20 protein-coding genes are annotated in these 24,208 nt (G+C 62.5%); 13 read left to right on the top strand and 7 right to left on the bottom strand.

The annotated features are described in order from the left end of the window. Window positions 1-289 precede the first annotated feature (289 nt). Both AC1DVM_RS08485 and AC1DVM_RS08480 read left to right on the top strand, forming a co-directional pair. Window positions 290-2,023: a polysaccharide biosynthesis tyrosine autokinase gene (locus tag AC1DVM_RS08485; RefSeq protein ID WP_477253674.1), complete on the top strand. Its 1,734-nt coding sequence runs from the start codon at window positions 290-292 to the stop codon at window positions 2,021-2,023. A gap of 7 nt (window positions 2,024-2,030) precedes the next feature. Continuing rightward, the gene (locus tag AC1DVM_RS08480; RefSeq protein ID WP_477253672.1) at window positions 2,031-3,344 is read left to right on the top strand and encodes a polysaccharide biosynthesis/export family protein; all 1,314 of its coding nucleotides are present in this window, start codon (window positions 2,031-2,033) and stop codon (window positions 3,342-3,344) included. A 23-nt stretch (window positions 3,345-3,367) separates the two neighbouring features. On the opposite strand, the gene AC1DVM_RS08475 is transcribed toward AC1DVM_RS08480, so the two are convergent. Beyond that, on the bottom strand, window positions 3,368-4,165 hold the full coding sequence (locus AC1DVM_RS08475) for a heparin lyase I family protein (protein WP_477253670.1): 798 nt from the start codon (window positions 4,163-4,165) through the stop codon (window positions 3,368-3,370). 198 nt (window positions 4,166-4,363) lie between these two features. Between AC1DVM_RS08475 and AC1DVM_RS08470 the strand changes: the two genes are divergently transcribed. Both AC1DVM_RS08470 and AC1DVM_RS08465 read left to right on the top strand, forming a co-directional pair. Further along, window positions 4,364-5,653: a GNAT family N-acetyltransferase gene (locus AC1DVM_RS08470; protein ID WP_477253669.1), complete on the top strand. Its 1,290-nt coding sequence runs from the start codon at window positions 4,364-4,366 to the stop codon at window positions 5,651-5,653. Window positions 5,654-5,704: 51 nt separating this feature from the next. Next, complete coding sequence (locus tag AC1DVM_RS08465) at window positions 5,705-6,505, top strand: FkbM family methyltransferase (protein ID WP_477253667.1); 801 nt, start codon at window positions 5,705-5,707, stop codon at window positions 6,503-6,505. Here AC1DVM_RS08465 and AC1DVM_RS08460 read toward each other — a convergent pair. Both AC1DVM_RS08460 and AC1DVM_RS08455 read right to left on the bottom strand, forming a co-directional pair. Next, complete coding sequence (locus AC1DVM_RS08460) at window positions 6,491-7,573, bottom strand: AraC family transcriptional regulator (RefSeq protein WP_477253665.1); 1,083 nt, start codon at window positions 7,571-7,573, stop codon at window positions 6,491-6,493. The two genes, AC1DVM_RS08465 and AC1DVM_RS08460, sit on opposite strands and share 15 nt — an antisense overlap. A gap of 130 nt (window positions 7,574-7,703) precedes the next feature. Further along, window positions 7,704-9,428, bottom strand: coding sequence for a GNAT family N-acetyltransferase (locus AC1DVM_RS08455; protein WP_477253664.1), 1,725 nt, complete (start codon window positions 9,426-9,428; stop codon window positions 7,704-7,706). A 506-nt stretch (window positions 9,429-9,934) separates the two neighbouring features. Between AC1DVM_RS08455 and AC1DVM_RS08450 the strand changes: the two genes are divergently transcribed. The 3 genes from AC1DVM_RS08450 (at window position 9,935) to AC1DVM_RS08440 (ending at window position 13,703) form a co-directional block, all read left to right on the top strand. Then, the gene (locus AC1DVM_RS08450; RefSeq protein ID WP_477253662.1) at window positions 9,935-11,122 is read left to right on the top strand and encodes a glycosyltransferase family 4 protein; all 1,188 of its coding nucleotides are present in this window, start codon (window positions 9,935-9,937) and stop codon (window positions 11,120-11,122) included. An 86-nt stretch (window positions 11,123-11,208) separates the two neighbouring features. Then, on the top strand, window positions 11,209-12,489 hold the full coding sequence (locus tag AC1DVM_RS08445) for an O-antigen ligase family protein (RefSeq protein WP_477253660.1): 1,281 nt from the start codon (window positions 11,209-11,211) through the stop codon (window positions 12,487-12,489). Beyond that, window positions 12,483-13,703, top strand: coding sequence for a hypothetical protein (locus AC1DVM_RS08440; protein ID WP_477253658.1), 1,221 nt, complete (start codon window positions 12,483-12,485; stop codon window positions 13,701-13,703). Before AC1DVM_RS08445 ends, AC1DVM_RS08440 begins: the two co-directional genes overlap by 7 nt. A 27-nt stretch (window positions 13,704-13,730) precedes the next feature. Here the strand turns inward: AC1DVM_RS08440 and AC1DVM_RS08435 are convergent, their stop codons facing one another. Then, window positions 13,731-14,831 (bottom strand): glycosyltransferase family 2 protein, encoded by a 1,101-nt coding sequence (locus tag AC1DVM_RS08435; RefSeq protein ID WP_477253656.1) that lies wholly within the window; start codon window positions 14,829-14,831, stop codon window positions 13,731-13,733. A gap of 400 nt (window positions 14,832-15,231) precedes the next feature. Between AC1DVM_RS08435 and AC1DVM_RS08430 the strand changes: the two genes are divergently transcribed. The 5 genes from AC1DVM_RS08430 (at window position 15,232) to AC1DVM_RS08410 (ending at window position 20,370) form a co-directional block, all read left to right on the top strand. Continuing rightward, the gene (locus tag AC1DVM_RS08430) at window positions 15,232-16,227 is read left to right on the top strand and encodes a glycosyltransferase (protein ID WP_477253654.1); all 996 of its coding nucleotides are present in this window, start codon (window positions 15,232-15,234) and stop codon (window positions 16,225-16,227) included. Between the two features lie 466 nt (window positions 16,228-16,693). Continuing rightward, complete coding sequence (locus AC1DVM_RS08425) at window positions 16,694-17,410, top strand: nucleotidyltransferase family protein (RefSeq protein WP_477253652.1); 717 nt, start codon at window positions 16,694-16,696, stop codon at window positions 17,408-17,410. Between the two features lie 53 nt (window positions 17,411-17,463). Then, window positions 17,464-18,588 carry a DegT/DnrJ/EryC1/StrS family aminotransferase gene (locus AC1DVM_RS08420; protein WP_477253651.1) on the top strand — a complete coding sequence of 375 codons (1,125 nt, stop codon included), beginning with the start codon at window positions 17,464-17,466 and terminating at the stop codon, window positions 18,586-18,588. Window positions 18,589-18,592: 4 nt separating this feature from the next. After that, window positions 18,593-19,366, top strand: coding sequence for a sugar transferase (locus AC1DVM_RS08415; RefSeq protein WP_477253650.1), 774 nt, complete (start codon window positions 18,593-18,595; stop codon window positions 19,364-19,366). Then, window positions 19,363-20,370: an SDR family NAD(P)-dependent oxidoreductase gene (locus AC1DVM_RS08410; RefSeq protein WP_477253649.1), complete on the top strand. Its 1,008-nt coding sequence runs from the start codon at window positions 19,363-19,365 to the stop codon at window positions 20,368-20,370. The genes AC1DVM_RS08415 and AC1DVM_RS08410 overlap by 4 nt, the downstream gene beginning before the upstream one ends. 12 nt (window positions 20,371-20,382) lie before the next feature. On the opposite strand, the gene ogt is transcribed toward AC1DVM_RS08410, so the two are convergent. After that, the gene (gene ogt, locus AC1DVM_RS08405; RefSeq protein WP_477253647.1) at window positions 20,383-20,931 is read right to left on the bottom strand and encodes a methylated-DNA--[protein]-cysteine S-methyltransferase; all 549 of its coding nucleotides are present in this window, start codon (window positions 20,929-20,931) and stop codon (window positions 20,383-20,385) included. 1 nt (window position 20,932) lies between these two features. Then, a complete protein-coding gene (locus AC1DVM_RS08400) occupies window positions 20,933-22,417 on the bottom strand; it encodes an AlkA N-terminal domain-containing protein (protein ID WP_477253645.1) in 1,485 nt (494 codons plus the stop codon). Window positions 22,418-22,938: 521 nt separating this feature from the next. On the opposite strand from AC1DVM_RS08400, the gene AC1DVM_RS08395 reads away from it, so the two are divergent. After that, window positions 22,939-23,232 carry an HU family DNA-binding protein gene (locus AC1DVM_RS08395; protein ID WP_477253644.1) on the top strand — a complete coding sequence of 98 codons (294 nt, stop codon included), beginning with the start codon at window positions 22,939-22,941 and terminating at the stop codon, window positions 23,230-23,232. A gap of 79 nt (window positions 23,233-23,311) precedes the next feature. On the opposite strand, the gene AC1DVM_RS08390 is transcribed toward AC1DVM_RS08395, so the two are convergent. Continuing rightward, window positions 23,312-24,106 carry an IclR family transcriptional regulator domain-containing protein gene (locus AC1DVM_RS08390; RefSeq protein ID WP_477253642.1) on the bottom strand — a complete coding sequence of 265 codons (795 nt, stop codon included), beginning with the start codon at window positions 24,104-24,106 and terminating at the stop codon, window positions 23,312-23,314. Between the last annotated feature and the right edge of the window lie 102 nt (window positions 24,107-24,208).

Below are 24,208 nucleotides of genomic sequence, written 5' to 3'. Positions count from 1 at the left end.
GCTTTGCAGCAACTTGCGCGGGAAAGGGACGCGAACACTCCGTTTGCTCAACTCTCTACCCCAGACGGGTTAGTGCGCCTGATCCGAAGAAATGAGAATTTAAGGCAATCGCGTGTCGACCCCTTTTCCATTCGGCCGCCGCTGTCTGGGCCTTGGGTCGGCGAGTTTGTGACGTTTGCGTTTGGCCTGGTTGGACTATGCATCCCGTGATCATGAGACGAGCAGGACACTCCGTCTTCTCCCGCCTCAGAACGCGGGATCGAGATCCGGCGGGCAGTTAGCGGGTGATATGAAGATCGGACCCATTATCGACGAGGCACTTTCTCGTCCCCGTAACCTTCTTTCGTCCGGCGAAAATGCCCGTTCGGGTGCGCCCTTGCGGGAGGTCGCAGCCTTGCGCCGCCGCGGAGGCTACGACGCCCTCAGGCACGAGGCGCAAGCAGAGGAGCGAAGCCCCGCGCTCGTGCTTGCCGTGGCGTTGGGATTGCTGCGCCGGCAAATCTGGATGATCGCGGCGATCACGCTGGCCGGCGCGGTGCTGACCGGAATCTTCGTGTCGACCCTGGAGAAGAGCTTCACGGCCACAACGCTGCTGATGCTGGATCAGCGCAGCTCCGGCCTTCTCGAGGCCAACACCGTGACCAAGCTCGATGCCGACGGCGAGGTCGAAATCCTGAAATCCGACAATGTGGCCTTGCGGGTCGTCGAGCGGCTGCAACTGGCCGGGACGGCCGGTTTTGATCCGAAGCCAGGCACGATCTCGAAATTCATCGCAAGCGTCAGAAGCATCTTTCCATCCTCTCGCAAGCCCGCGACAGCCGGCCCGTCACCGACGACGACGGCGCTTCGCATCCTCATGCAGAATGTCGTCATCCGACGCCGCGGCCTCACCGATGTGATTGCCGTCGAGGCGACGTCCACCGACCCGCAGCGCGCCGCCGACATCGCCAATGCTTATGGGGAGGCCTATCTCGAAGAACAGGTGGATGCCAAGCTCAGCGGTATCGAGCGCGCCGGAATGGCGGTTTCGCGGCGCCTGAACGAGCTCGACGAGGAACTCAAGCGCTCGGAAACCCAGATCGGCTTGAGACAGATCTATCAGGATAACCTTCAGCGCCTCAAGGCGATCTCGCAGCGCCGCGAGACCGTGGCGCCGGATACCCGCATCGCATCGAGGGCGCGGGCGCCCGATTCACCCAGCTTTCCCCGCACCAGCCTTTTCCTCATGATCGGCGGCATGGCGAGCTTCGGCGCGGCCTTCGGCATCGCCTACCTGCGGGATGCCTATTCGCGTCGCATCCAGGCCGAGGAAGAGGTCGAGCTCCTGACCGGCACCGCGAACCTCGCGTCGGTCCCGGACATGAGCGAGTCGCGTCGCGACCCCGCCGCCAATCTGTCGGATGAGATCGTGCTCCGGCCAAGGTCGGTCTTTGCCGGTTCGATCCGGCGTCTCTATTTCAATCTTCAGCTGATGATGGACCGGGGCACCAAGCTCGGTATCGTGCTCGTGACCTCGGCGGAGGAGAACGAGGGCGCGTCCACGGTGGCGCTTTCGCTGGCGCGAACCGCCGCGGTTGCCGGRCTGAACGCGGTGATCGTCGATTGCGATCTGCGTAATCCCAGCCTTCACAAGCGCCTCGATCTGAAAAATGAAGTCGGATTGGTGGATCTCCTGACCAAGGCTTCCGATGAGCGCACGGTCGTCCAATCGGACCGCAAGTCGAGCTGCAAGGTCATTACGACCGGAAAAGTGGGCAATGCTCCCACCGAATGGCTCCTCCACCCGGAACGCGTGCGGGATGCTTTGCGCAAGCTCGAGACGAGCTACGATGTCGTTATCCTGGACACGCCGCCCGTGGGCGTCGCGGCCGAACCGCTGGTCTTCATGCGAGTGGTGGATGCGGCCCTTTTTGTTGTCCGCGCGGGCGCCACGACCCCGCACTCGATCAAGTCCAGCCTTCGGCAGCTCGGCCGCATCAACGATGCCGACCTGTTCACCGTGCTGACCTATACGTCGACCTGAGGCGAACATGTTCCGTTCCTGTAACAATTCCGCGTCGGCCGAGAACCAGAAAATCTCCCGCGGACCTCAACCGAAAGGCCGGCCGTTTCTCGCCTTGTTGTGCCGGGCGGCGTTGCGCGCCATCCTTCCGGCCGCGTTGCTCTTTGCGCTGTTGCCGGTGCAGGGCGCGCTTGCGGATTATCGGCTCGACAGCGGCGATATCATCGAGGTGTCCGTGTTCGGACGCAACGATCTGAACAGGCGCACCACGGTCGACGTGGACGGCAACATTCTGGTCCCGCTCATCGGCGCCGTGAAGGCCTCAGGCGTCACGCTCGCGGCCTTGCGCACGACCATCAAGGAGCTTCTGGCTACCAGCGATTCGGTGCGCGGAGCCGATGTGATCGTCGACCTCATCGAGTGCCGGCCCTTCTATGTCTACGGGAACGTGGCGAGGGCAGGGGCTTATCCCTATCGCCCGGGCATGACCGCCCGCCACGCCCTCGCGCTTGCCGGCGGCCTCGACACGGTGCGGGCGCAGCAATCGAACGCCACGACCTCGCCCCTCACCATCGCCGAGTTGCGCGGACGCTACCGCACCCTGGCGGGGGAATACGCCCGGCAGCAAATCAAGGTCGCGGCCTTGCGTGCCGAAGCCGAGGGCAAGACCGAGATCGACCTCAACGCCATTCCCAACGCGTCGCGTCTCCCCGGCGTCGCGGAGGAACTGGTCCAGCTCGAGACGCAGTACCTCAGGGCCTCGCAATCGGGGCGCGAGCAGGACAAGAAACATCTCTCCGCCGCCCTCGACCTCGCGGACAACCATGTCGCAGCGCTCGAACTCGGGCAGAAGAACGATCAGGAAGCAACCAAACAGCAGGCCGACGAACTGGCGAGAGTGACCGAACTCAGCCGCCGGGGACTTGCCTCCGCGAGCCGCACAACGGACGAGCAGCGGGCGACGGTCCTTCTGAGAAGCCGCGAAATGGATACCGCGGCCCGCCTCGCGCAGGCGCGTCAGGCAAGACAGGAGGTTCTGCGAAATCTCGAGAAGGCGGATGACCGCAAGGTCCGGCTGCCGCAGGAATTGCAGGCGGCGGTTACGGCGCTCGACGGCATCCACTCGCAATTGACCGCGGTGGGCGAACAACTCGTCACCACAGGGACAATGGGCACGCAATCGGACGGCAAGGGTCGGAGCGCCTCCGAAATCACCATCGTCCGTCGGAGGGCCGGCGCGACCGTGAAACTTTCCGCGACGGAGGACACGCCTGTCGAGCCGGACGATATCGTGGAGATCGCCATCAGGTTCGATCAGCTCAATGTGGCGCCGAGCAACTGAGACGCTGCCGTTTTACGGCTTCGTCAGTCGATGGCGCCGCGGCCGGTCTTGATCACCAGATCCTTGAAATCGACGGCCATGGTCTCGGGTGCCGTGGAGCGATAGACGCCCTGTTTCCAATAGGATACCTTTTGGTTGGTGTAGCCGAGAGGCCCCTTGTAATCGACGATCTTGACGCCGTCCCGCCAGATCTGCGCGCGCCCCTTTTCGGCGGGCCCCAACGTAATGTTCATCTTAAGCTTGTACCAGTGGCCGCGCTTGAGATCGGCTTCGTCCTGATACAGGTCCTTGTAGACCGCGCTGTTGATGTCGCCGAGGCCGGAATTTCCCGATATCTTTATCTTGTCGTCGCCGTTGAGTTTGATCTCGACCGGGGGCGACATGTTCATGCCGGAATGGAGCTGGCCCATGGTGAGCCATCGGGCGGTGTTCTTCGGGCCGGGCTCGACCATGAACGAGTATTCGATGCTGACATCGTCGGAGACGGGGTAGCGCGCAACGTCCCCGATCTCAGAACGTTCGACCCCGACCGCATCGGTGTAGGTCAGGCTCGAGAAGCGATCGCCCTTGCGGACCTCGAAACGAAGAATGTTGTCATCCGGAGAGGTAAAACTCCACGGCTTCGATCCATTGATGGTGAAGTCGCGGCCCGCATACGCGATGGTGACGCTGTCGGATGCGAGCGGATCCCATTCCGAAGGCAGGATGCTCTGCGCTCCGAATGCGCTCCTCACGGCGGTTGAAAACAGCCCTGTCGACAATAGCGCCACGGCGCCGACGGCCGTCGATGCCAGGATCACGAAATTGCGCCGCTTCGTCATGCGATCATTCCTCTTCGAGAGGTATTCTATCACAAATTTCGCCCGCCACGGCGAGGGGCGGCAAAGCGCGGTCTCCGCTTCATTGGTTCTACCCCATTAGACAAACCGGATTAGCCCTGATGAGCCCGCAAAGACACGCACACGCGGCGAAACTGAGAGTAGTGTCTCAGCATCGGCAGCTTCGCGGATCGAGAGCGGATGCCCCTGAACAGAATCGAGCTGACGCCCGTGGCAAATTCGATGGCCCTCCAGGAGATGCGGTTCGATACGGACGCGATGCCGGTGGGGGCAAGGGCCGAGGCGATCACCACCACGACGGTGCGGGATTTCGACGGCCTGGCCCCGCATCTCGCGGCGTGGGACGAACTTGCATGGGCGGCGCCGCAGAAAATCGCCAACCTTCTGCCGGCTTGGACAGATGCTTTTCTGCGTCACCGGCTGGGCCCCGATGAGCGCTGGCTGTGCAGCTTTGCGTATTCGGGCAGTACGCTGATCGGAGTCATGCCGGTCATTGTCTCGCCCCATCCGATACTGGGCCCGGCACGCCCGGTTCTGCGCACGCCGCACGACGCACTCACGCCATCCGGGGACATCGTGCTGGCGCCCGGGCACGCCGAAACGGCTCTTCGCGCCCTGTTGGAAGAACTCACGCGCGAGGTGCCCGGGCATGTGGGTATCGAGCTCAAGGCCGTCCGCARCACCTCCGCGCTCTGGAAAGCGCTGGAGGGCGGTGTCGACGGGCACATTGCGCGAACGGGTCTTCGCAATTTCTTTGCGTATCTCGACGTCAACGGCACCTTCCAGGCGCATCTTGCCACTCTGGGAAAAACGCGAAACCATCTGAAGCGCTTCCGCCGGAAACTTGAAGCGCGGGGAGCGCTGTCGGTCGAGATCGATCGCAGCGCCGCGTTTCTGTCGGAATTCATCGCGCTGGAAGCATCGGGTTGGAAAGGGCGTGCCAATTCGTCGATTGCGGACAATCCAAAGGTCGTGAGCTTCTACGAGACGCTGGTCGGGAATTTCGTCTCGCAGGATCGCTGGGAATGGTTGGCCCTGCGCGTCGACGGCAGACTGGTCGCGGCCCAGATGTGCGTTCGGTGCGGCACGTCCCTGACGCTTCCCAAGACCGCCTTCGACGAGGATTTCGCCGAGGGGAGGCCCGGAACGCTCTCGGCGGAGGAAGTGCTCAAATTCGCATTCGGGCGTCCCGATATCGACGAGGTCAATCCGATGAGCGACGGTGCGCCGCATCGGTTGTGGCACATGGCCCGGGACGAATATGTCGATGTCCACCTGGTGCGCCGGAGCGCCGCGGCGCTCCTGTTTCAATTGCCCCGGGTGGGCTTTGCCGGCCTTTACCAAAAGCATGTGCGGCCGCGAATTCCCGCCGATCTGAAGAAGGCCTATCAACAGTTCCGCCGCCGCGGAGAACGCAAGCCCCGCCGAGCGGGGATGGGCGAGCCCACCGGGAGCGATGCGTCGGAGTAACGGATTGCGGACAATCGTCGCGCAATTCGGAGCGCGATGCAGGAGAGCGAGATGTTGAGTTTTGGAGTTCCGTCGGTCAAGCGCGCAGCTCGTACTCTCAAACGCCGTACGGAAGTGTGGGATGGGCGCTTTCGCGGCGTGCAGCGCGACCGGAAAAGCGGCCTGCTTTACTATACGCGTTACGGAACGAAGATTCACGTCAAGAGCCGTTCCCATTTCACGCTCGAAATCGATGATGTCTATCGCAACATCTTCTTCGCGCATTACTGCCCGCGGGGTGATGATGTCGTGGTTGATATCGGTGCGGGTTATGGCGAAGAGGCCGCCTACCTTCACAGCCTGAGCCCGGACGTGACCTATATCGGGGTGGAAATCCAGCCCTCGATCTTCGAATGCCTCAGCACCACCTTCAGCGGCATATCGGAGAAATTCAAAGCGTTCCCGTTGGCGATCTCCGACGAGAAGGACATTGCCATCGACCTCACGCCCGATTGGCTGGAAGTCGGCGAAGGCAGCACGATCCGCGTTCCCGCGATGTCGTGGGAGCGCTTTCTCGAATATTTCAGTCTGTCGAAAATCGACCTCCTGAAGATCAATATCGAGGGCGGCGAAACCCATCTGCTCTCCAGCATCGCAGATTTCTCGAAAATTGAACGCATCATCGTGTCGTGTCACGATTTTCGGGCCGACCGGGGCGACGGCGAGCAGTTTCGCACCAAGGCCAAGGTGGAGGCTTTGCTCGACGCGAATTACAGGACGAAGCGGCGCTTCGAAACCGGCGTCAATTGGGCCGATGACTGGCTGTTCTATTCTCACGCCGAAGAACCAAGCGCCCCGTCACAACCCCAATAACGTGTTGGCCGTGGGGGCCGTGCCCCTGAAGGCGCGTCTCGCATCAGTCGGAGATTTGCCGGTCCAGCGCTGGAACGCGTGCGCGAAGGAACTGACCTCCGTATAGCCGAGAAGCCATGCGATCTGCGAGATGGAGAGTTCGTTGTTCTGCAGGTACTTTTCCGAGAGATCGCTCCGCAACTCGTCGAGAATGGTGCTGAAGGTCAGTTTTTCGTCCGCCAGCCGGCGCGAGAGCGTCCGCGTGCTCATTCCGAGGTCGTTTGCGATAGTCGCAACGTTGGCGGTTCCATGCGGGAGGCGCGGCGAGATCGCATTCTCGACGCGGGTCCGAAGCGGATTCTGCCGCCATTGCCGAGACGCCGCGATCTCCTCGTAATATCGCACCATGAACTTGTTGAGGTAGGGGTCCTCGGAAACGACAGGCATGTCCGCCTCCTGAGGCTCGAAGGAGATGCAGTCGCTGGCCGCTCCGAAATGGATCGCGCTCGCAAAAAAGCGCTCCATTTCCGCCGGCGGGGCCACATTCTGATGGATGAACCCTACATAAGTGGGCACGAGTTCCCGGTTGGTGAAGACTCGCGCTTCCTTTAGCGTGCACGTCATCCAGAACATCATCTGATGGCGGTCGAGGTGCCGTTCGACTCCCACATAATCGAAATCGACCGCCAGTGCGCTGGCGCCGCGGGAGATGTTCACGCGAACGCCCTCGTTGACCACCGAGCTGTAGCGCGCCGCGTGTTCCAGCGCGTCGCCGAGCTTTTGGGCCGAGGCGGCCACGTAATAAAACGGCCCGAGCGCGCGAAGATCCATGTCGCGCGCAAGATGAAAGCCGAGCCATGGATCCTCGAGGATATCCGCCAGGAGGTTGAGAARGCCGATCTGACTCCGGGTGTTGACGCGTACACGCTCATCCGACTTGAGTGTTGAAGGAAGGCCCGCCTTCTTCAGCAGTGGCGCGACCTCAACGCCCGCCTTTTCGGCCCGCTCGATGGCAAGCCGTGACAGCACTCCAACCGCTGTCGGCAGAGCATTCGTCAGTCCGGAACGCCTCAGCTTGTCCGTCGGCATGGGACAATCCTATCGGGAAGAGTATTCATCGCTCCCGGCGAATGGGCAAGTGAACGCGGCAATGAGACTCGGCAGAGCAGATCCGCAAGGGTTACCCCCGATGACGGCGCGGGTCGCTGCGAGACGCGTGTCAGGCGGGATAACGGTGAAACGCCGATCCATATCTGGACAGAAGAGCCGGATCGTCGATCTTGATCACGATCGTGTCGGTCGACGGGTGAGTCGCGATGGCCGAGCGCAAGCGTTGGTCCAACGAGGAACGCTTCAGGGCCGGGGTGGTGGAGCAGGGGTCTGTGAAGTCGTCCCACAACAAATATGCACCGGACGAAGATGCAAACCCCCTGGGCAAGTCGAGCCCCTTGGGTTGAGACAGGTTGCTGATCCAGGCGCAATGCAAAAGGCGCCCGTCCTCCACCAGGGTGAAGACCRTGTCGCCGGCCTCCAGTCGCTGGAGTGCGCAGGAGAGAAAATCTTTCTTGGTTCGGTCGCCCCGGCTCTGAAAAAGCAGCAGGTCGGCGATGCAATTCACGTTGAGCCGATTYTCGCCGTCGCCGCAGGAAATCGCTCCGACTGAGGTCGCATAATAGGCAGCATTCTGACGTACGGCCCAGTGCTGCAATCGGGGGATTGCGCGATTGCGGCGGGAATCCAGATAGGCCCGGGCCGATCGCCGCGTGCGCTTCATCAACCTCCGCGCTCGGGGGGCGAGCAACCGCGCCGCTGCCGAGCGCAGATGGTTCTTGGCAGCCTCAATCAGGTAGGCCGCAGGGTCGAAATAGACCGTGAGGCTGTGCACGATATCGCTCTGATCGGCGAAGCGGTCCTTATAGGCACCGTCCGGCGTCAGATCGAAACTCACAAAACCCTGCTTTCCGAGTTCTCGCGCGAGCAGCAGCATCAGCAGTTTGCCGGGCGAATGATCGGCGAGGAACGGCGAATGGGCGATAATCCCCAAGGAGACCGTCTTTCCATCGATGGGTCCGATGTGAGCTGCCGCGACCTGGTCGCCGACCATCAGCGCCGATGCGTTCACCAATCCCGGCTTGTCCATCAGGCGCAGCCACAATTCCTTCTTGCGGGGATCGTCGTGGAAAGGCAGCGAGGCGTTGACCGCACCTTGTCGGAAATCGCAGAAATCCCCGATGGTGTCGAAGTGCCGGGCCCGTTCCTCCGGGGTCCGTAGCTCGACAAGCGCGACGGGGCCGAGCCTTCGAAGTCGGTTGAGCCGGCTCTTGTTGCTCTTCTTCCTGAGCGATTCTTCAACCCGCGAATTCGGGCCGAGCGCCAATGAGGGACGCGAATGCCTGCGCAGGATAACCCTTGGCGCGGACCATCCCCACCTGCGGCACCATGCGAGCGGGGTATTCGATGGCAGGTACTGGAATTTCAGCCGCCTGTCCGGATAGCGGGCCGCGAGGGCTCCAAAAGCACGCTGGATGAACAAATCGGCGTTCGGCTCAGTAGCGAGCCACACCTGATACTCGGCCTGATGCGCGCCCACATGCACGATGTCTCCCGTTTGCCTGTTTTCGGCAAGGACGAGGAGTCCGACGAGGTCGCCCGCCGGATCGTGCTGAAAAACGAGAAGGGGATCAAAGGCTTCGCGATAGACCGAGAACCAGATTTCGGCGTGATCGAGAGATTGCCAAGGGGTTGACCACGGACACGCTTGCGCCAGAGCGGACCAGGCGGACCGAAAGTGCGGATCGTCCAGTAAAGCGCGTGCGCCATCGCCACACGCAAGGGTCACTTTTGCCGACTGGGTTTTCAATTCCCCGCGCGCAGTCACATCGCCGCCGGTCTCGGCGCGACCTAATACTGAAGGGGTAGTGACCGGCGAATCGAAGACCATCATCAATTCTGAGCCTGTCCTTCATCCGCCGCGGTTCGACACGAAAGCCGCAAGAAAAACCCTTGTTCGTCTCACGAAAGCTTCGCCAGATGCGCTACGTTCGTCAATCGTGTACAAATATCCGAGGGCTCCACCAAAGAGTGTCGAGCCGCATCGATTACGGGCATGGGAACGCGAGCCGGACAACCCGTTTTCTCCTTTGTTTTCGCGGGGTTTGGTCAGTCGTCATGTTTGCAGATCACGGGACGGGAAGCCCACCTGTGTATGAGAGCGGGTAGCGCGGCGCGGCGTTTTGCCAGCCTCGGGAGGCGGTTTCCGCCCGCTGAATAGCGGGTTACCCCAAACGGGCGAATGCGCGTGAACACCACACGCGGTAGCGTTAGTTTCAGGAGATCGCTCTGCGCTCCTTCGATCTGATGTCGCCACGATGCGGTTTCTGCGGCTACGAGTTAAGAGCCCGCAGGGTGCCGAGGGAGACGTTATGACGGTAACGGACCGGAAAAGAAGCCATGCATGTCGCTCTCGTTGGAGCCCACCCACTGCCAGGCGAGCCGTGCAGAGGCGGCGTTGAACGCGTTGTGCAGGTGTTGCGGCGCAAGCTTGCGCAACGCGTCGATACTGTCTCGTTAGTGGTTCCGGGGTGCGCGACAGCCCTGCGCGATTCAGACGAATATGGCGACATCACGTATCTCAAGCGCCCGATCGGGCCCGGTTTTCTGACCTATTGGTCATGGGGGTCGCTTGCCGCGCATCGGGAAATCCGGCGATTAAATCCTGATATCGTTCACGTGCAAGGCATGGCCGGCGATGCGATGCTGTGGCCGCTCCGGACGAGGAATGCGCCTCACCCGATGGTGTTCACCGCCCACGGCGTACCCGAGATCGATGTCGTCTACACCGCCGGGCGCGACCTCCTGCGACGGTTGACCGTTCCGATCCGCGCCAGGGTGCTGGGCTCAATCGAGCGCCTGTCGCGGAAACGTTACGACGAACTCATTGCCATCAATGCCTACGTTCTGGAGGCCATGCCCGATGTGGCCAGGCTTCGCTATCACCTCATTCCCAATCCGGTCGACGAGGTTTTCTGCACGCCACTGGCGCCTGAGAAACCCCGGAACGAAACCTATCAGTTGCTACAGGTCGGGGTCATTTCGCCGCTCAAGAACGTCCTGGCGTCGATCGCCATCGTGAAGGAGCTTCTTCTTCGCGGCGACAAGGTTCATCTTCACGTCCTCGGGCCGGTCGTGGATCACGATTATTACCGGCAGTGCAAAGAGGAGATCGCTCGACTCCAACTGGAATCGGTCGTCACGTTTCACGGAAATCTTTTGCCCGGAGAGGTCGTCGGCTGGATGGACCGCGCCGACGCCCTGATGCTGGTTTCCAAGCAGGAAATGGCGCCGATGGTGGTCTCGGAAGCGCATTGCCGAGGCTTGCCCGTTGCCGCGCCCCGGCAATTCGGCCTTCTCTCCATGGTGACGGAGGGCCTGAACGGCACGTTTCTGGATGGCGCCAACCCGGCCGACGACGCGCGGAAGGTCAGCGACCTGCTGGCGAGCCGGTTGGATCGCGCAACTGTTCAGCGAGATGCTTTCGCCCGATATGAACTTGGGCGTGTCGTGGATCACACCATCGGCGTCTACCGCGAAGCCTTGCGCGGCGCGCCGAATTTGGCCAGTCAGATCGCGGGAATGTGAATCGCGTGACACCTTTCCCTCACCCGACCGTCGGTGGYCCCAATCGAGAAAGCCACGCTCGCAACAGAGACCTGGCCGGCTGCACGTTGTTGTTTCTGACCGGCTTCAACGTGAACAGCGTGCTTTTCATGTTCTTTCGCACCGAAGCGGCGCTCTCGCCGATTGCGCTCGGTCTCGTCCTCATCTTGTGGGCCCGTCACGTCCGGCTCTGGCTCATCACCGAGCCCTACGTGCTTTTCCTGTTTTTCATCACCGCGTTCCTCGTGGCTTCCCAGGCGCAAAGCCTCGCCAACGGCGCACTGGAGATGAATTACTTCATCATCTATTCGGGCAGCCTGTTGTTCGTTTCAGGCTTCTATTTCTGGATTGTCGGATGCTCGGACGTGGAACTCGAGAAGATTCTGCGGATGCTCAAGACGCTTCTGTTGATCGCCTGTCTCGTCGTCCCCTTCTCACCCTATATGAGCGCGTATGTGAAGTATGAGGGCCCGGAGGGGAGGGCGTCCGGCCTTTTTGGAAACCCCAACGACGCCGGCGTCGTGGCCCTTTACGCCATGGTGCTGGTGGCGGCCTACCCAGCCCGAAGCAGTCTTGTCACGTGGGCGCAGGTGGCGATAGCGCTGGCGGCCTTGCTCCTGACGTTCTCGAAAGCTGGCTTGATCTGCCTTCTGCTCATCACCGTGCTGATCCTCATACAGCGTGGCTCCCTCGCCCTGTTCATCGTCGCGGCCATTGCGTTCGTCGCGGCGGGATTCGCATTCCGGTACCTGTTCGAGAACCATATGCTCAACCTCACGGGCGAGCAGCGCGAGCGTATCGGCGATGTGATCAACATCCTGGGCGGCGAGGTGTCGTCGCGCACCACGACGGGCCGGACCATCATGTGGGAACTGGGCATGAGGCGGATCGCCGAGCAGCTGCCGTGGGGGGCGGGCCTCGGACAGTTCCATTCGCTGGAAGGCGGGAGCCGGGGCGCGCTCAGAGTGTGGCTCGGCGTGCACAACACGTTTCTGATGGTGCTTGGAGAAGGCGGCCTGTTTCCCTTCGTTCTGTTCATCGCCTTCCTCGTGCGATCGTTTATTCTCGGCTTTCGCGCAAAACCACGGATTGTCGCCGTCGGCTTCGGGCTCATCGCAGTGATCGACATGTTCTCCAGTCACAGCACCTTGGGCTTCCGCCTCTCCAACATCGCCCTGGCGATCATGATGGCGATCGCCGGCAGGGAAATTCTCAAGGCTTCGCCGCGGACCCGTTACCCGCGGCTGCGAAAGGTGCCGCGCGAGGCGCCAATGCCTGCCGCCCTGGCGCGATCGCGCGCCGTTTCGCATCCCGCCGGTGAACGAGTTTCGAGGGTCCATACATGCTGACCCTCATTCAGAAGATCTACTCGTCCCACGAGGCCCGCGAACAGGCTGGAGTCTTCTCGTCCCATCTCCTGCTGAACGGCTCTTTTTTCGTCGTCGTGCTCCTGGCGTCGAAGAGGCTGGATGCCATCGAGTTCGCCGACCTGTCGCTCGCGAATTCGTGGATCATGGTGCTGGCCACCGTGTTCAGCTTCGGTCTCGATCAAAGCGCGTTGAAACTCTCCTTCGAGCGCAACAACAGCAGTTATATCGCCGTCAACCTGGTGGCGAAGGCGCTCCTCTTCATCGTCGCGTTCAGCGTCTTTCTGTTCTGGACGGCGCTCTACGGGCGCAACACCAACCTGGTGGTGGTCGCAGCCGCCGCCGGGGTCGCCCTTTGGTCGTCCACACGGGTGGTCGAGCAATACGAGCGGCGGTTCACGCGCCTTGCCTGGCTCAACGTCTCGTTCGCCGTGGCCCGGGTGAGCCTGGGTTCCATGGCGGTCGCGACGCACGACTGGGTGCTCATCGCCCTCTCGTTGCACGTCATCGCCCAGTTGCCCGTGCACCTGATGACGCTGGCGACGGCCATGCGGGACCTTCACCCCAAGGAGATGCTGCGCAGCCTGAGGCCCATGCTGGCCGTATCGCCACTCATGTTCGCGTCGATTTCACTCTATAGCGCGCTGGCGCTGATCACCATGAACATGCTGCACGGACGGGGCGACGCGCTGGCCACCGCATCGTTCGGCGTGGCGCTCATCTTCATCGCGCCGCTCGACCTTTTCATCAACACGATCCGGATCTACGTGCTGCCGCAGGTCCTGTCGCTCGATCACAAGGAAATCGACGTCTTCGGCCTTGGCGCCGGCTCGTTCAACGTGATGGTCATCGCTTTCGCGGCCGTCTTCTTTGGCGCGATGCTCCCCACAGCGGCCATCATCCACTGGATCTACGGCACGCAGTTTCCCATGGCGTCCGCATTCTTCCTCATCTATTTCGGGGCGGTAGTCGCGACATCCTCGATCGGCTTCTACAACATTCGCGTGCAGCGGCAGAAGTTGCTTCGGCTGGCGGTCGCGGTGAATGTCTGCCGCGTCGCGGCGACCGCGTTGATGATCCTGTTCCCGCTGGTGACGCCGTTGGCGATCGTGGTCTGGAGCGGCGTGGTGCTGGTCGGCGGCGAGATCGGCCTGTGGTTTGCGATCAACTGGGCGGAGCGACGCTCGCGGGCCTGATTGTCGCGCCACTCCGATGCCAAGAACCTAGCCGGCGTCGCGCGGCTCGAGGTTTGCCCACCTGCCACGGTCACCCCAGCGGCCGCGGAACGCCACGAGGCCGCGGAGGAATCCCAGCCCGTATGACAGGTGGAGGATCGCGAAGGCGATCACCAACCGGGGGAACAGGCGCCAATCGGATCGCCCGGCGGCAATCGCCGACGCCGTAAGATTGGCCGCGAGGTAGGCTCCCGTGACCAGCAGGAGGCCCCATCGTCCGACCTCGCTGAACGGCGCAAGGCCGAGGGTCAGCAGCAGGGACGCCGCGAGAAGCGGCGGCGCGAACTGGCGGGGCCGCATCTTGGCCGGATGCTTCTGCATCACGCGGACCTTCCAGTATCCGTATTGATAATACTGTTTCCAGAGAGATCGCATGGAACTGCGGTTGTAATAATGCGATTTGATGCTGGGGCTCAGCAGGATCCTGCCGCCTTGGTCGAGCAGGCGATAATTGAACTCGTCGTCCTGATTGCGGACCTGCTCCTCATCGAACAACCCGATGGTCTCGAACACGCGGCGAGGCCAGGCCCCCATATAGACCGTGTCGACCCATTCCTCGCGTTCGGAATAATGAAAGCGGGCTCCGCCGACCCCGAACCGGACGCTTGTCGCCTGGGCGACCGCGTCGCCGAATCGGCCGTGGCTCACGGCGACCATCCGGCCGCCGACATTGTCGGCGCCGGATCTCTTGAGAGCCGCCACGCATTCCCTGACATAGTCCGGCGACACGATCGTGTGCCCATCCACCCGCACGATCACATCGCCGCGTGCCCGGGCGACCGCGAGGTTGAAGCCGGAGGGCACGATGCGGCCGGGATTGTCGACCACGCTCACGCGGATAGCGGGATGGGCCTGCGCGAGACGCTCGATGCGCTGTCGCGTGTCGTCCGTCGACATGCCATCGGCGATCAGGACCTCCAACAGGTGATGCGGGTAATCCTGGGCCAGGACCGCGCCGAGGCTTCGCTCGATGAACGCCGATTCGTTGCGGATCGGCAGGATGACGCTCACGGCGACATGTTGATCGTCGATCTCCCGGTTCGGTGGTGGGGATGCCATGTCATCGGGAGTCGGGGCCATGTACCGCATGTCGGGTGGTCCTTAACGTATGCCTGTTCCGAGCACTCGGCAGACGAGGTTCGGCTGCGCCGCGGGCGACCTCGAGCGCCAGCGCTTTTGGGCGCCGGCAAGGTCCTTGGCTTATTCTAGGCAGCGCCGTCGAGGGCGCCATGACTTTACGGGCGAATAACCCTTCTGCATCGTGTTGAAGGCTGACGGGACCCGCTCCGGGCGCCCGGGCCGGTTGCGGATAAGGGCGTGACACAGGCGCTACCCACGCAGGGTTACTCAGGATGTCCACGAACACCCACTCCTCTGACCAGCTTCGCGCCGATCGGAGAGGCTATAGGCTTTCCGCATGGACATAAAACTCGATGACGGGTCTTCGGCAACGTTGGCCCTTGCTGAATCTGCGGCGGAGCTGCCGACCATGTCGCGAAGCGCCGTCGCTCAGACCGGCAAATGGGTTCTCGCCGTTATCCCCGGCGATGCGGACAAGCCAAGCAATATGATCTTCGCGCGACGCCAGGTGGCGGCGTTGCAACGCCGGGGCATCGCGACCCGCATGTTCTTTCTGTCCTCCCGCACCTCGCCAAAGGTCCTGCTTCAGGAATTCAAGCGATTCCGGCGGGAGCTCAAAGAATTCGATCCTCAGATCGTCCATGCGCATTATGGGACCGTCACGGCGCTCTTCTGTGCCCTTGCCACCCTGCGGCCCCTCGTCATCAGTTTCCGCGGGAGCGATCTCAATCCCGCGAGCGATTGCAGCTATTCCCGCAGCCTGATGGCGCGGCTGTTTTCCCAGCTCGCGGTTCTCAGGGCCCGGCACGTCATTTGCGTAAGTGCGCAGTTGAAGGCGCGGGTCTGGCTCCGCTCCCGGCCGATCTCGATCATTTTCGACGGAGTGGACCTCTCCAATTTCCGACCCATCCCTCGCGACGAAGCGCGCCGGAAGCTTGGCTGGAATCACGACAAGAAACGGGTCTTCTTCAATCTCGGCGGACGGCCGAGCGGTAAGCGACTTGCGCTTGCCGAGAGTGCGATCGCTTTCGCGCGTGCCGAATTTCCCGATCTCGAACTCGTCACGGCCACCGAGATCGATCCGGAACTCATCCCGTTCTACATGAACGCCTGCGACTGCCTGCTGCTGACAAGCAGATCCGAAGGTTCGCCGACCGTCGTCAAGGAGGCGGTGGCCTGCAATCTCCCGGTCGTGACCGTCGATGTCGGCGATGTTCGCTCGCTTCTCGATGGTGTTCAGCCCACCCGAATCGTGGCGGCCGAAACGGCCACGCTTGGAACCGCGCTCGCGGAGGTTCTTCGTATGGGAACGCGCTCCAACGGCTGGGCGCGCGCGGAGGATCTCTCGGAGCGCCGCACGACAGACCGCGTGGTCGAAATCCTCAACGCCGTGGCGGCCGACTGACGGACCTGCCAGCTTGCGCATTTGCCCACGCGCTTCCGCTCAAGTTGGCGCCCGATTACTTTAGTGGTCGAGTTACGTGCAGTTTTGCGCAGAAGCTGTCCAGAAATGTCAGCGTCAAGTCGCTGCGATTCTCCGGTATGTCCATGAGTATGATCCAATTTTCCGGGCTCTTTTGGGCCAATTTCACTCTCAAGAGAAACTTCTACTCGCTACGGCAATTCGGAGTAACTCCGAAGCCTGTATTGCATCGCAGCAACCCCACTGCCTACTATTCTAACGCGACCTTCGTGATGGGCTTGCGCGGACTCAAGACCACGTTCTGATTTGCTTTCGGAGTTTCGTTCTCGGGGCGACAGTTTAACGGTGCGTTGTTGGCCAACCTTGTCGAGGCGCTAGAGGCGCGAATGCTTTCAGCAATCGCAATCCTGAAAGACGGCGTGTCCAGTTTTCGACGAAGGAGGGTGATATGAAAGCGGTGATCCAGTCGGGAGGCCGGGGAACGCGGCTGAGGCCCTATACGTCTGTCCTGCCGAAACCGTTGATGCCCATCGGAGCGCGGCCCGTCATCGAGTTGCTGCTCAAATGGCTGCGTCGGAACGGCATCGAGGATATCTACATCACCACCGGCTACCTGGGACATCTCATCCGCAGCTTCTGCGGCGATGGCAACCAGTGGGGAATGAACATCACCTACACGCAAGAAACCGAGCCTCTCGGCACTATCGGTCCTTTGTCCCTCCTGCGCGACAAGCTCGACTGTACGTTTCTTGTTCTCAACGGCGACGTGCTGACCGATCTCAGCCTGAACGCGTTTTCGACCTGCCACCGCAACCATGGCGGGCCGCTGACCATCGCCACGACGACGCGGACCATGAAGATGGAGTTCGGCGTCATCGACGAGACGAACGGATCGGTCACACGCTTTCGCGAGAAGCCGACGCTCTCGAACACCGTCAGCATGGGCGCCTATTGCATGGAGCCCGAGGTTCTTCAGTTCATTCCGGCCGGAATGCCGTTCGGCTTCGACGACCTCGTGTTCTGCATGATGGATCGGGGCGTTCCCGTTCACACCTACAGGCACAACGGCCTGTGGCTGGATATCGGTCGCGTCGAGGATTTCCACAAAGCTCAGGAAATCGACTGGGACGAGCAGACTCCGTCTCTTGAATCGGTCGCCGTGTAACTGGCGGTCGCGCGCTCTTCTGCCTTGTGAGCCGAATGTAATGGGAATGTCCGATGCTCTCCGTCGCTGAGCCGATCCTGGGACCCGAAGAAAAAGCCGCTCTTTCGGAGGTCATCGATAGCGGCTGGATCACCATGGGCGACCGCGTCCGGCAATTCGAGCTGGCGCTGGCGCAGGCTCATGGGGCCGAGGATTCGATTGCGTTGAATTCGGCCACCGCCGGACTGCACCTGATCATGGAAGCGATCGGCCTTGGACCGGGCGACGAGGTCCTGGTTCCGGCAATGACATTCGTCGCCACGTCGAATTGCGTTCTGTATGTCGGCGCCACCCCGGTCTTCGTCGACATCCAATCCCATGACGTGCCCATCATGTCGATTGAGGACGCGGCGGCCAAATGCACGGACCGCACCAAGGCCCTCGTCCTCGTGCATTACGCCGGCTATCTCGACGATCGCGCCAAGTGGCGGGACTTTGCCGCGAGCCGGGGCCTGATGTTGGTTGAGGATGCCGCCCACGCGACAGGTCTCGCAGATGTCGGAACATATGGCGTCGCCGCGGCGCTGAGCTTCTACGGCAACAAGAACATGACGACCGCCGAAGGCGGCGCCGTGATCTGCGCCGATCCGGCGTTGCGCGAACATATCCGCCAGATGCGCGGTCACGGTCTCACGAGCGGCACCTTCCAGCGCCACTCCAGCTCAACGCCGAGCTACGACGTGACGATGCTGGGATTCAACTACCGCCTCGACGAGCTGCGCGCGGCCATCGGGCTGGTCCAGCTCAAGCATCTGAAGGCGTGGAACGAAAAGCGGCGCGTGCTGACCCAAACCTATCGGAACCTGTTGCGCGAGCGCTGCCCCGAGGTCGGAGTGCCCTTCGCCCAGTTCAGCGCCTCGTCCTATCACATCATGCCGGTCGTTCTGCCCGAGGGTGTCGAGCGGCAGGCCGTCGTGACCAGCCTGCGTCAGGCGGGCGTCCAGACCACCATCCATTATCCGCCCGCTCACCTGTTTTCCTATTACCAGGCGCGCTTTCCGAACGTGCGGCTGCCGCTCACCGAAGCATATGCGGAGCGCGAATTGACGCTTCCGCTGCATCCGAGGTTGGAGGAGGCGGACATCGATACGGTCACGCGCGCTCTCGCCGAATCTCTTCATACCGCGAAACAAGGATGAGTTCATGGCCGATTCACCGTCAGCTCATTTGTCCCATTCCCACGACCACGATGTGCAGGAACGTGCGAGGCGTGCCCTCGATCTGGTCGTGGCGTGTCTGGCGATCATCGTCCTGTCGCCCGTCATGCTGCTGATCGCCCTTGCGATCTGCCTGGAAAGCGGCGCTCCGGTGCTGTTCTACCAGGTGCGGCTGGGGCAACATGGCCGGCCATTCCACATCTACAAATTCCGCAAGTTCCGTCGCGACTGCGGAACGGACGGAAGCCCGCTCACTTTCGACGGCGATTCGAGAATGACGGTCGTCGGGCTGTTCCTGAGGGCCACGAAACTCGACGAGCTGCCGCAATTCTGGAATGTCCTGCGTGGGGACATGTCGGTCATCGGCCCGCGCCCCGAGAGCCTGGCATTCGCCGATTGCTTCACAGGCGGCTACGAGCGAGTGCTCGACCATCGCCCTGGCATTCTGGGCCCGAGCCAGGTCACGTTTCGCAATGAGAGCGCTCTTTACGCTGGCGAGGCCGATCCGGACAAGCTGTACCGCGCCGTGATCTTTCCCACCAAGGCACGCATCGATCTCGACTATTATTCGAAGCGCACGCTCTTCTCCGATGTCCTGTGGATCTTCCGCGGGATCCTGGCGATCGCCGGTTGGAATCCGTCCCGCGCCTCGCGCCCGACCGCCGATGGCGGCGAGGAACGGGCGAATGGCATGGCCGGCAGCCTGAAGATCGCGGAGCTTGGTCGTCGACCCGCGTCAACCGAGGGAAAACATGCGTGAGTGACGATAGCGTAAATGTTCTCGTGACAGGAGCCGATGGATTCATCGGGTCCCATCTGACCGAGGCGCTTCTGGCGCGCGGCATGAATGTGACCGCGCTCAGTCTTTACAACTCCTTCGACAGCCACGGCTGGCTGGACGATCTGCCGGAGGAGAGCCGCGCCAAGCTCCGTATGGTCCGGGGGGACATCCGGGATACCGCTTTCGTGCGTCGGATCATGCGCGATCAGAGCATCGTGTTTCATCTCGCGGCTTTGATCGCGATCCCGCAATCCTATGTGGCGGCGCAGTCCTATGTCGAGACGAACGTCATGGGGACGCTCAACGTGCTCGAAGCCGCGCGGGATCTCGGGACATCCCGCATCGTGCACACCTCCACGAGCGAGGTCTACGGCACGGCCCTCACCATGCCGATTGCCGAGAGTCACCCGCTTCAGGGTCAATCGCCTTATTCGGCGTCGAAAATTGGCGCCGATATGATGGCCGAGGCGTTCGCGCGATCCTTCGAGGTGCCGGTCGTGACGCTGCGGCCGTTCAACACCTACGGGCCGCGCCAGAGCGAGCGCGCCATCATCCCGACGATCATCCGCCAGGCGCTCGACCCCAATTGCGCGGCGATTCTCGTGGGCGACACCACACCGGTTCGCGACCTGACGTTCGTGGAAGATACGGCCGCGGCCTTCATCGCCGCCGGCACGACGCCGGGCCTGGAATTCGGCCGTCCCTACAATGCCGGTAACGGGACATCCGTGACGGTGGGCGATTTGATCGACCTCATCGTGGCCACGACCGAATGCGACAAACCGGTCGTACCGGATCCGCAGCGCTTCCGGCCGACGAACTCGGAGGTGCGGGCGCTGCTCGCCGACAGCAGCCGTCTTACGGCGGCGTCGGGCTGGACCCCGCAGGTCCCCCTTCGTGAGGGATTGCAGCGCACCATCGATTGGTGGCGTCACCGTCTCGAGCGAGGGTTGGTCCGCCGCGAAAAGGCGTTCATGATCTAGGCTGGCACGACATCACAGCGAAAGGTGAAGTTGCGACGTCGCCGCTGCTTTCGCCTCGTGGGACAACAGCCATCTTTTGCGCTCGATGCCGCCGCCGTATCCGGTGAGCGTGCCGTTCGCACCGATGACCCTGTGGCACGGCACGACGATTCCGACGGGGTTGGCGCCATTGGCAAGGCCGACGGCGCGGATCGCCGCGGGTCTGCCGATCCGCCGGGCAAGCTCCGAATAGGATATGCTGGCGCCGCAGGGGATGCGCCGCAACTCGTTCCAGACCATGCGTTGAAACTCGGTGCCCCCGGTGGCAACCGGTAGCGCATCGATCGCCGTGAGATCGCCGCCGAAATACGCGACCATCGCGTCCGTCAGTCCTGCGGGATTGCGGAAGGGCGCGAGCGTATATCGCCCGGGCCCGTAATAGCGCTCGCACAGCCGATGGAGCCGGTCGTCGTGATCGCTCCAATCGACTGCGCGCAGGCAATCGTCCTGGTCTGCGACGATGGCGAGCTCACCAATCGGTGTCGGGATGCGGTCGACCCGCAAATGGAGCACGTCGTTCATGTCAGGGCGCCTTCCAGTTGAGAGCTGCGTCGGCGGCCCAAAGATGTTGCGCCGCATAGGCGCGCCACGGGCGCCATTTCTCGGCCCGCTCCAATAGCTGTGCGGATGTGGGCCGACTGCCGGCCTCGTCGGCAGCGCCGCGCAGAAGTCCGATATCGGTCGCGGGGAAGGCGTCGGTTTCGCGCAACGCCCGCAGCGCAATGTAATGCGCCGTCCAATCGCCGATGCCGCGGATGCTGCGCAGGCGCGCCACACCTTCTTCCACCGAGCCGAGGGACTGAAACAGCGTGCTGTCTGCAAGCGCCGCCTCTGCGATGGCGCGAAGCGCGGTTTTCCGGGCCGTCGGCATTCCCAGTTGCGACAGGTCGGCCGCCGCCACGAGGTCGGCGGACGGGAAGCAATGAGTGAGGGCATCGTCCGTGCCGGCCGGCAAGCGTTTTCCGCAGAGCGCCACCAGCTGCCCGGCGAGTCGACGCGCCGCCACCACGGTGATCTGCTGACCCAGCACCGCTCGCACCGCGAGCTCGAAACCGTCCCACGCGCCGGGTGCCCTGAGACCGGGGCGCTGGGCCAGCAGGGTCGCCAGGAACGGGTCGCGAGCGAGGTGCGTGCCGATCGTTTCGATGTCGGCGCCGACATCGAAAACCCGGCGAACGCGGGTGAGGATCTGGGGCAGGGCGCGCACGGATGGGAAACGAACCGTCACGGCGAGATTTTGGCGCGTCGGTTCGTGACGTATCTCGACAACGCCGCATTCGCCCCCGTGGAAAAACGTGCGCCGATACGTGCCTTCGGTCACGCTCTCGACGCCTTCAATCGCTCGGGCTTCGAGAAAGGCCAGCATGGAATGCCAATCGTAAGGCGGGCGGTATCGAACACGGAGCGTGACGCCCGCCTCGTTGACGGTGCCTTCCGGCAGCTCCTGCGCCGACCCGCGGCGCAACTCACGCGGGGGGCGGCGAAAGAGGGTCTGGAAGGTTTCGTTGAAGCGGCGCACCGACCCAAAGCCCGCAGCGAACGCGATCTCGGTCATCGGCAGCCGCGTTTCCTGGATCAGCTGCTTGGCGAACAGGACCCGTCGCGTCTGGGCGACCGCGATCGGGGATGCACCGAGATGCTGTTTGAACAGGCGTCGCAATTGCCTGTCGCCAATGCCGAGACGCTCCGCGAGCCGTTCGACGCCCGTGTCGCTGTCCATCCCGCCCTCGGCGATCAGCCCCAGCGCGCGCGAGACGGTGTTCGAAGTGCCGCGCCAGAAGGCCAGATCGGGGGCCGTTTCCGGCCGGCAGCGGAGGCAGGGCCGCAGCCCTGCTTCCTGCGCCGCCGCGGCCGATGCGAAGAACCGGCAATTCTCGAATTTCGGCGTCCGCGCCGGGCAGATCGGGCGGCAGTAAATTCCCGTCGTCGTGACGCCGACGAAAATCCGCCCGTCGAAACGCGGATCGCGGCTTTGCAGAGCCCGGTAGCAGATGTGAGGGTCGATCATGGACATGTCCGAAAACTACCACCGGAGGCGTCGGCGCACTCGCGGTTTTCGGACATTACCATTCGGGCACAGCCTCGTCTCGGGCCGACGGCTGCTTCCTGGCGGTCGAGAAATCACTTCTGGCGCCGTGCCGGGAGGCTTGTCTTAACCGGTTCGGTGTGGAGCGGCTCGGCGTGTGGGTGCCCAACGAGGAGGCCGATCTTGCCGAATGGCCGGTTCGGCCGATTCGCCAGATCACCACCGACCGGCCCGATCTGGCGCTCAAAGTGCGCTCGGGGCTGTCGCATTGACGCCCCTTGGAGACGCCCGATTGGCAAGAATCCCTGTGATTTCGCGCGGTTTTGCCCGCCTTCATGCCTTGGCACCCGGGGCGAGGTGACGTATCGAATCACGCACGGGGAGGGCAAATCCCGGCGTTAGCGCCTCGACGACGGTCTCGCCGCCATGCAACGGCGACGCATGACCGGGTGTTGTGGCGGAACGTTGTTTGTCCGGCCTCCCCATCAGATCATGAGGACATTATGAACAAGAACGATCTCATCGAGCACATCGCTCAGGAATACGAGCTCACCAAGACCTTCGCCAAGGATCTGGTCGAAAACCTTTTCGAGAAGATCAGCGACACCATCCACAAGGGCGATGAGGTTTCGATCTTCGGCTTCGGCAAGTTCAAGCTGGTCGACCGCAAGGCACGCAAGGGCCGCAACCCGCAGACCGGGGAAGCGATCAAGATCGCGGCGTCAAAGAACGTGAAGTTCGAACAGGCCAAGGGCATGAAAGAGCGTGTCAACGCGAAGCGCCGCGCCCGCAAGTAAGGCGTGAGGCGGCCACCGCCGCCACTGTCCTGTGAGCGAACTGGGCGGCCCTGGATGCCGCCCGGTTCGCTCGCTGYCTCTAGAGAATATGACGAAGGCTCTCGCTCACTTCTCGCAGCGCGGGAAGAAAACGGGCCTCCATATCGGCCGCGGCGACACGCGCCGCCTGGGTGCTGACATTGAGCGCGATCCGCACGGACCCCGACGGATGGACGAGCGGGACCGCGATCGATCGCAGGCCCAGTTCAAGTTCCTCGTCGATCACCGCGCAGCCTCTGCGGCGCACCTCTTCCAGCGCCATCCGGAGATCGGCCTTGCGGGTGATCGTCTTGGGCGTTCGCGCTTCGAGTTTCACGCGCTTGAGATAGGCCTCCAGCTCCTCGGGCGGGCGGTGGGCGAGAAGCGCGCGTCCCAGCGACGTGCAGTAAGCGGGCAGGCGAATGCCGACACCTAGACTGACCGACATGATGCGCTGGGTCGCGGAACGCGCCACGTACACGATGTCGTCTCCATCGAGCATGGCGGCCGAACTCGACTCGCCTGTCAGACTCGATACCCGCTCGAGGGCGGGTTGCAATCGTTCGGATAGGGAAGACGACGAGAGGTAGGCGTAGCCGAGCCGCAGGATCCGCGGGCTCAAGGAAAAATACCGCCCGTCGAAATCCGCGTAACCGAGCTTTGCCAAGGTGTGCAGATAGCGCCGCGCCGCTGCGCGCGTGATGCCCGTCCGCTTGGCAACGTCGGTCAGCGTCAGGCGCGCCTGGTCGGGGCCGAAGGCCTCGATGATCGTCAAGCCTTTTTCCAGGCTCGCGACGAATTCACGCGCGCCCGCCTTCTGCGTATCCGGAGCGTTGCGCGCTGTCTTCCTGTCCATCGCCACCCTCCGTCACCATCACATGACTTGACACCCTGCGGCCGGATAGTACTTCATGTTCGCTAGAAGTTTCAATGTTCGATATGCGAACAAATGAAACCG

The sequence above is a fragment of the Microvirga sp. P4_A5 genome (assembly GCF_056402495.1).
This window is presented reverse-complemented; position numbering and strand designations above follow the sequence as displayed.

Bases quoted from the DNA above. Each gene is read 5' to 3' on its own strand.
- AC1DVM_RS08395 (WP_477253644.1), top strand. From the start codon at position 22,939: ATGAACAAGAACGATCTCATCGAGCACATCGCTCAGGAATACGAGCTC.
- AC1DVM_RS08425 (WP_477253652.1), top strand. From the start codon at position 16,694: ATGAAAGCGGTGATCCAGTCGGGAGGCCGGGGAACGCGGCTGAGGCCC.
- ogt (WP_477253647.1), bottom strand. From the start codon at position 20,931: ATGAACGACGTGCTCCATTTGCGGGTCGACCGCATCCCGACACCGATT.
- AC1DVM_RS08480 (WP_477253672.1), top strand. From the start codon at position 2,031: ATGTTCCGTTCCTGTAACAATTCCGCGTCGGCCGAGAACCAGAAAATC.
- AC1DVM_RS08440 (WP_477253658.1), top strand. From the start codon at position 12,483: ATGCTGACCCTCATTCAGAAGATCTACTCGTCCCACGAGGCCCGCGAA.
- AC1DVM_RS08475 (WP_477253670.1), bottom strand. From the start codon at position 4,165: ATGACGAAGCGGCGCAATTTCGTGATCCTGGCATCGACGGCCGTCGGC.
- AC1DVM_RS08450 (WP_477253662.1), top strand. From the start codon at position 9,935: ATGCATGTCGCTCTCGTTGGAGCCCACCCACTGCCAGGCGAGCCGTGC.
- AC1DVM_RS08465 (WP_477253667.1), top strand. From the start codon at position 5,705: ATGTTGAGTTTTGGAGTTCCGTCGGTCAAGCGCGCAGCTCGTACTCTC.
- AC1DVM_RS08430 (WP_477253654.1), top strand. From the start codon at position 15,232: ATGTCGCGAAGCGCCGTCGCTCAGACCGGCAAATGGGTTCTCGCCGTT.
- AC1DVM_RS08400 (WP_477253645.1), bottom strand. From the start codon at position 22,417: ATGATCGACCCTCACATCTGCTACCGGGCTCTGCAAAGCCGCGATCCG.
- AC1DVM_RS08390 (WP_477253642.1), bottom strand. From the start codon at position 24,106: ATGGACAGGAAGACAGCGCGCAACGCTCCGGATACGCAGAAGGCGGGC.
- AC1DVM_RS08420 (WP_477253651.1), top strand. From the start codon at position 17,464: ATGCTCTCCGTCGCTGAGCCGATCCTGGGACCCGAAGAAAAAGCCGCT.
- AC1DVM_RS08435 (WP_477253656.1), bottom strand. From the start codon at position 14,831: ATGCGGTACATGGCCCCGACTCCCGATGACATGGCATCCCCACCACCG.
- AC1DVM_RS08415 (WP_477253650.1), top strand. From the start codon at position 18,593: ATGGCCGATTCACCGTCAGCTCATTTGTCCCATTCCCACGACCACGAT.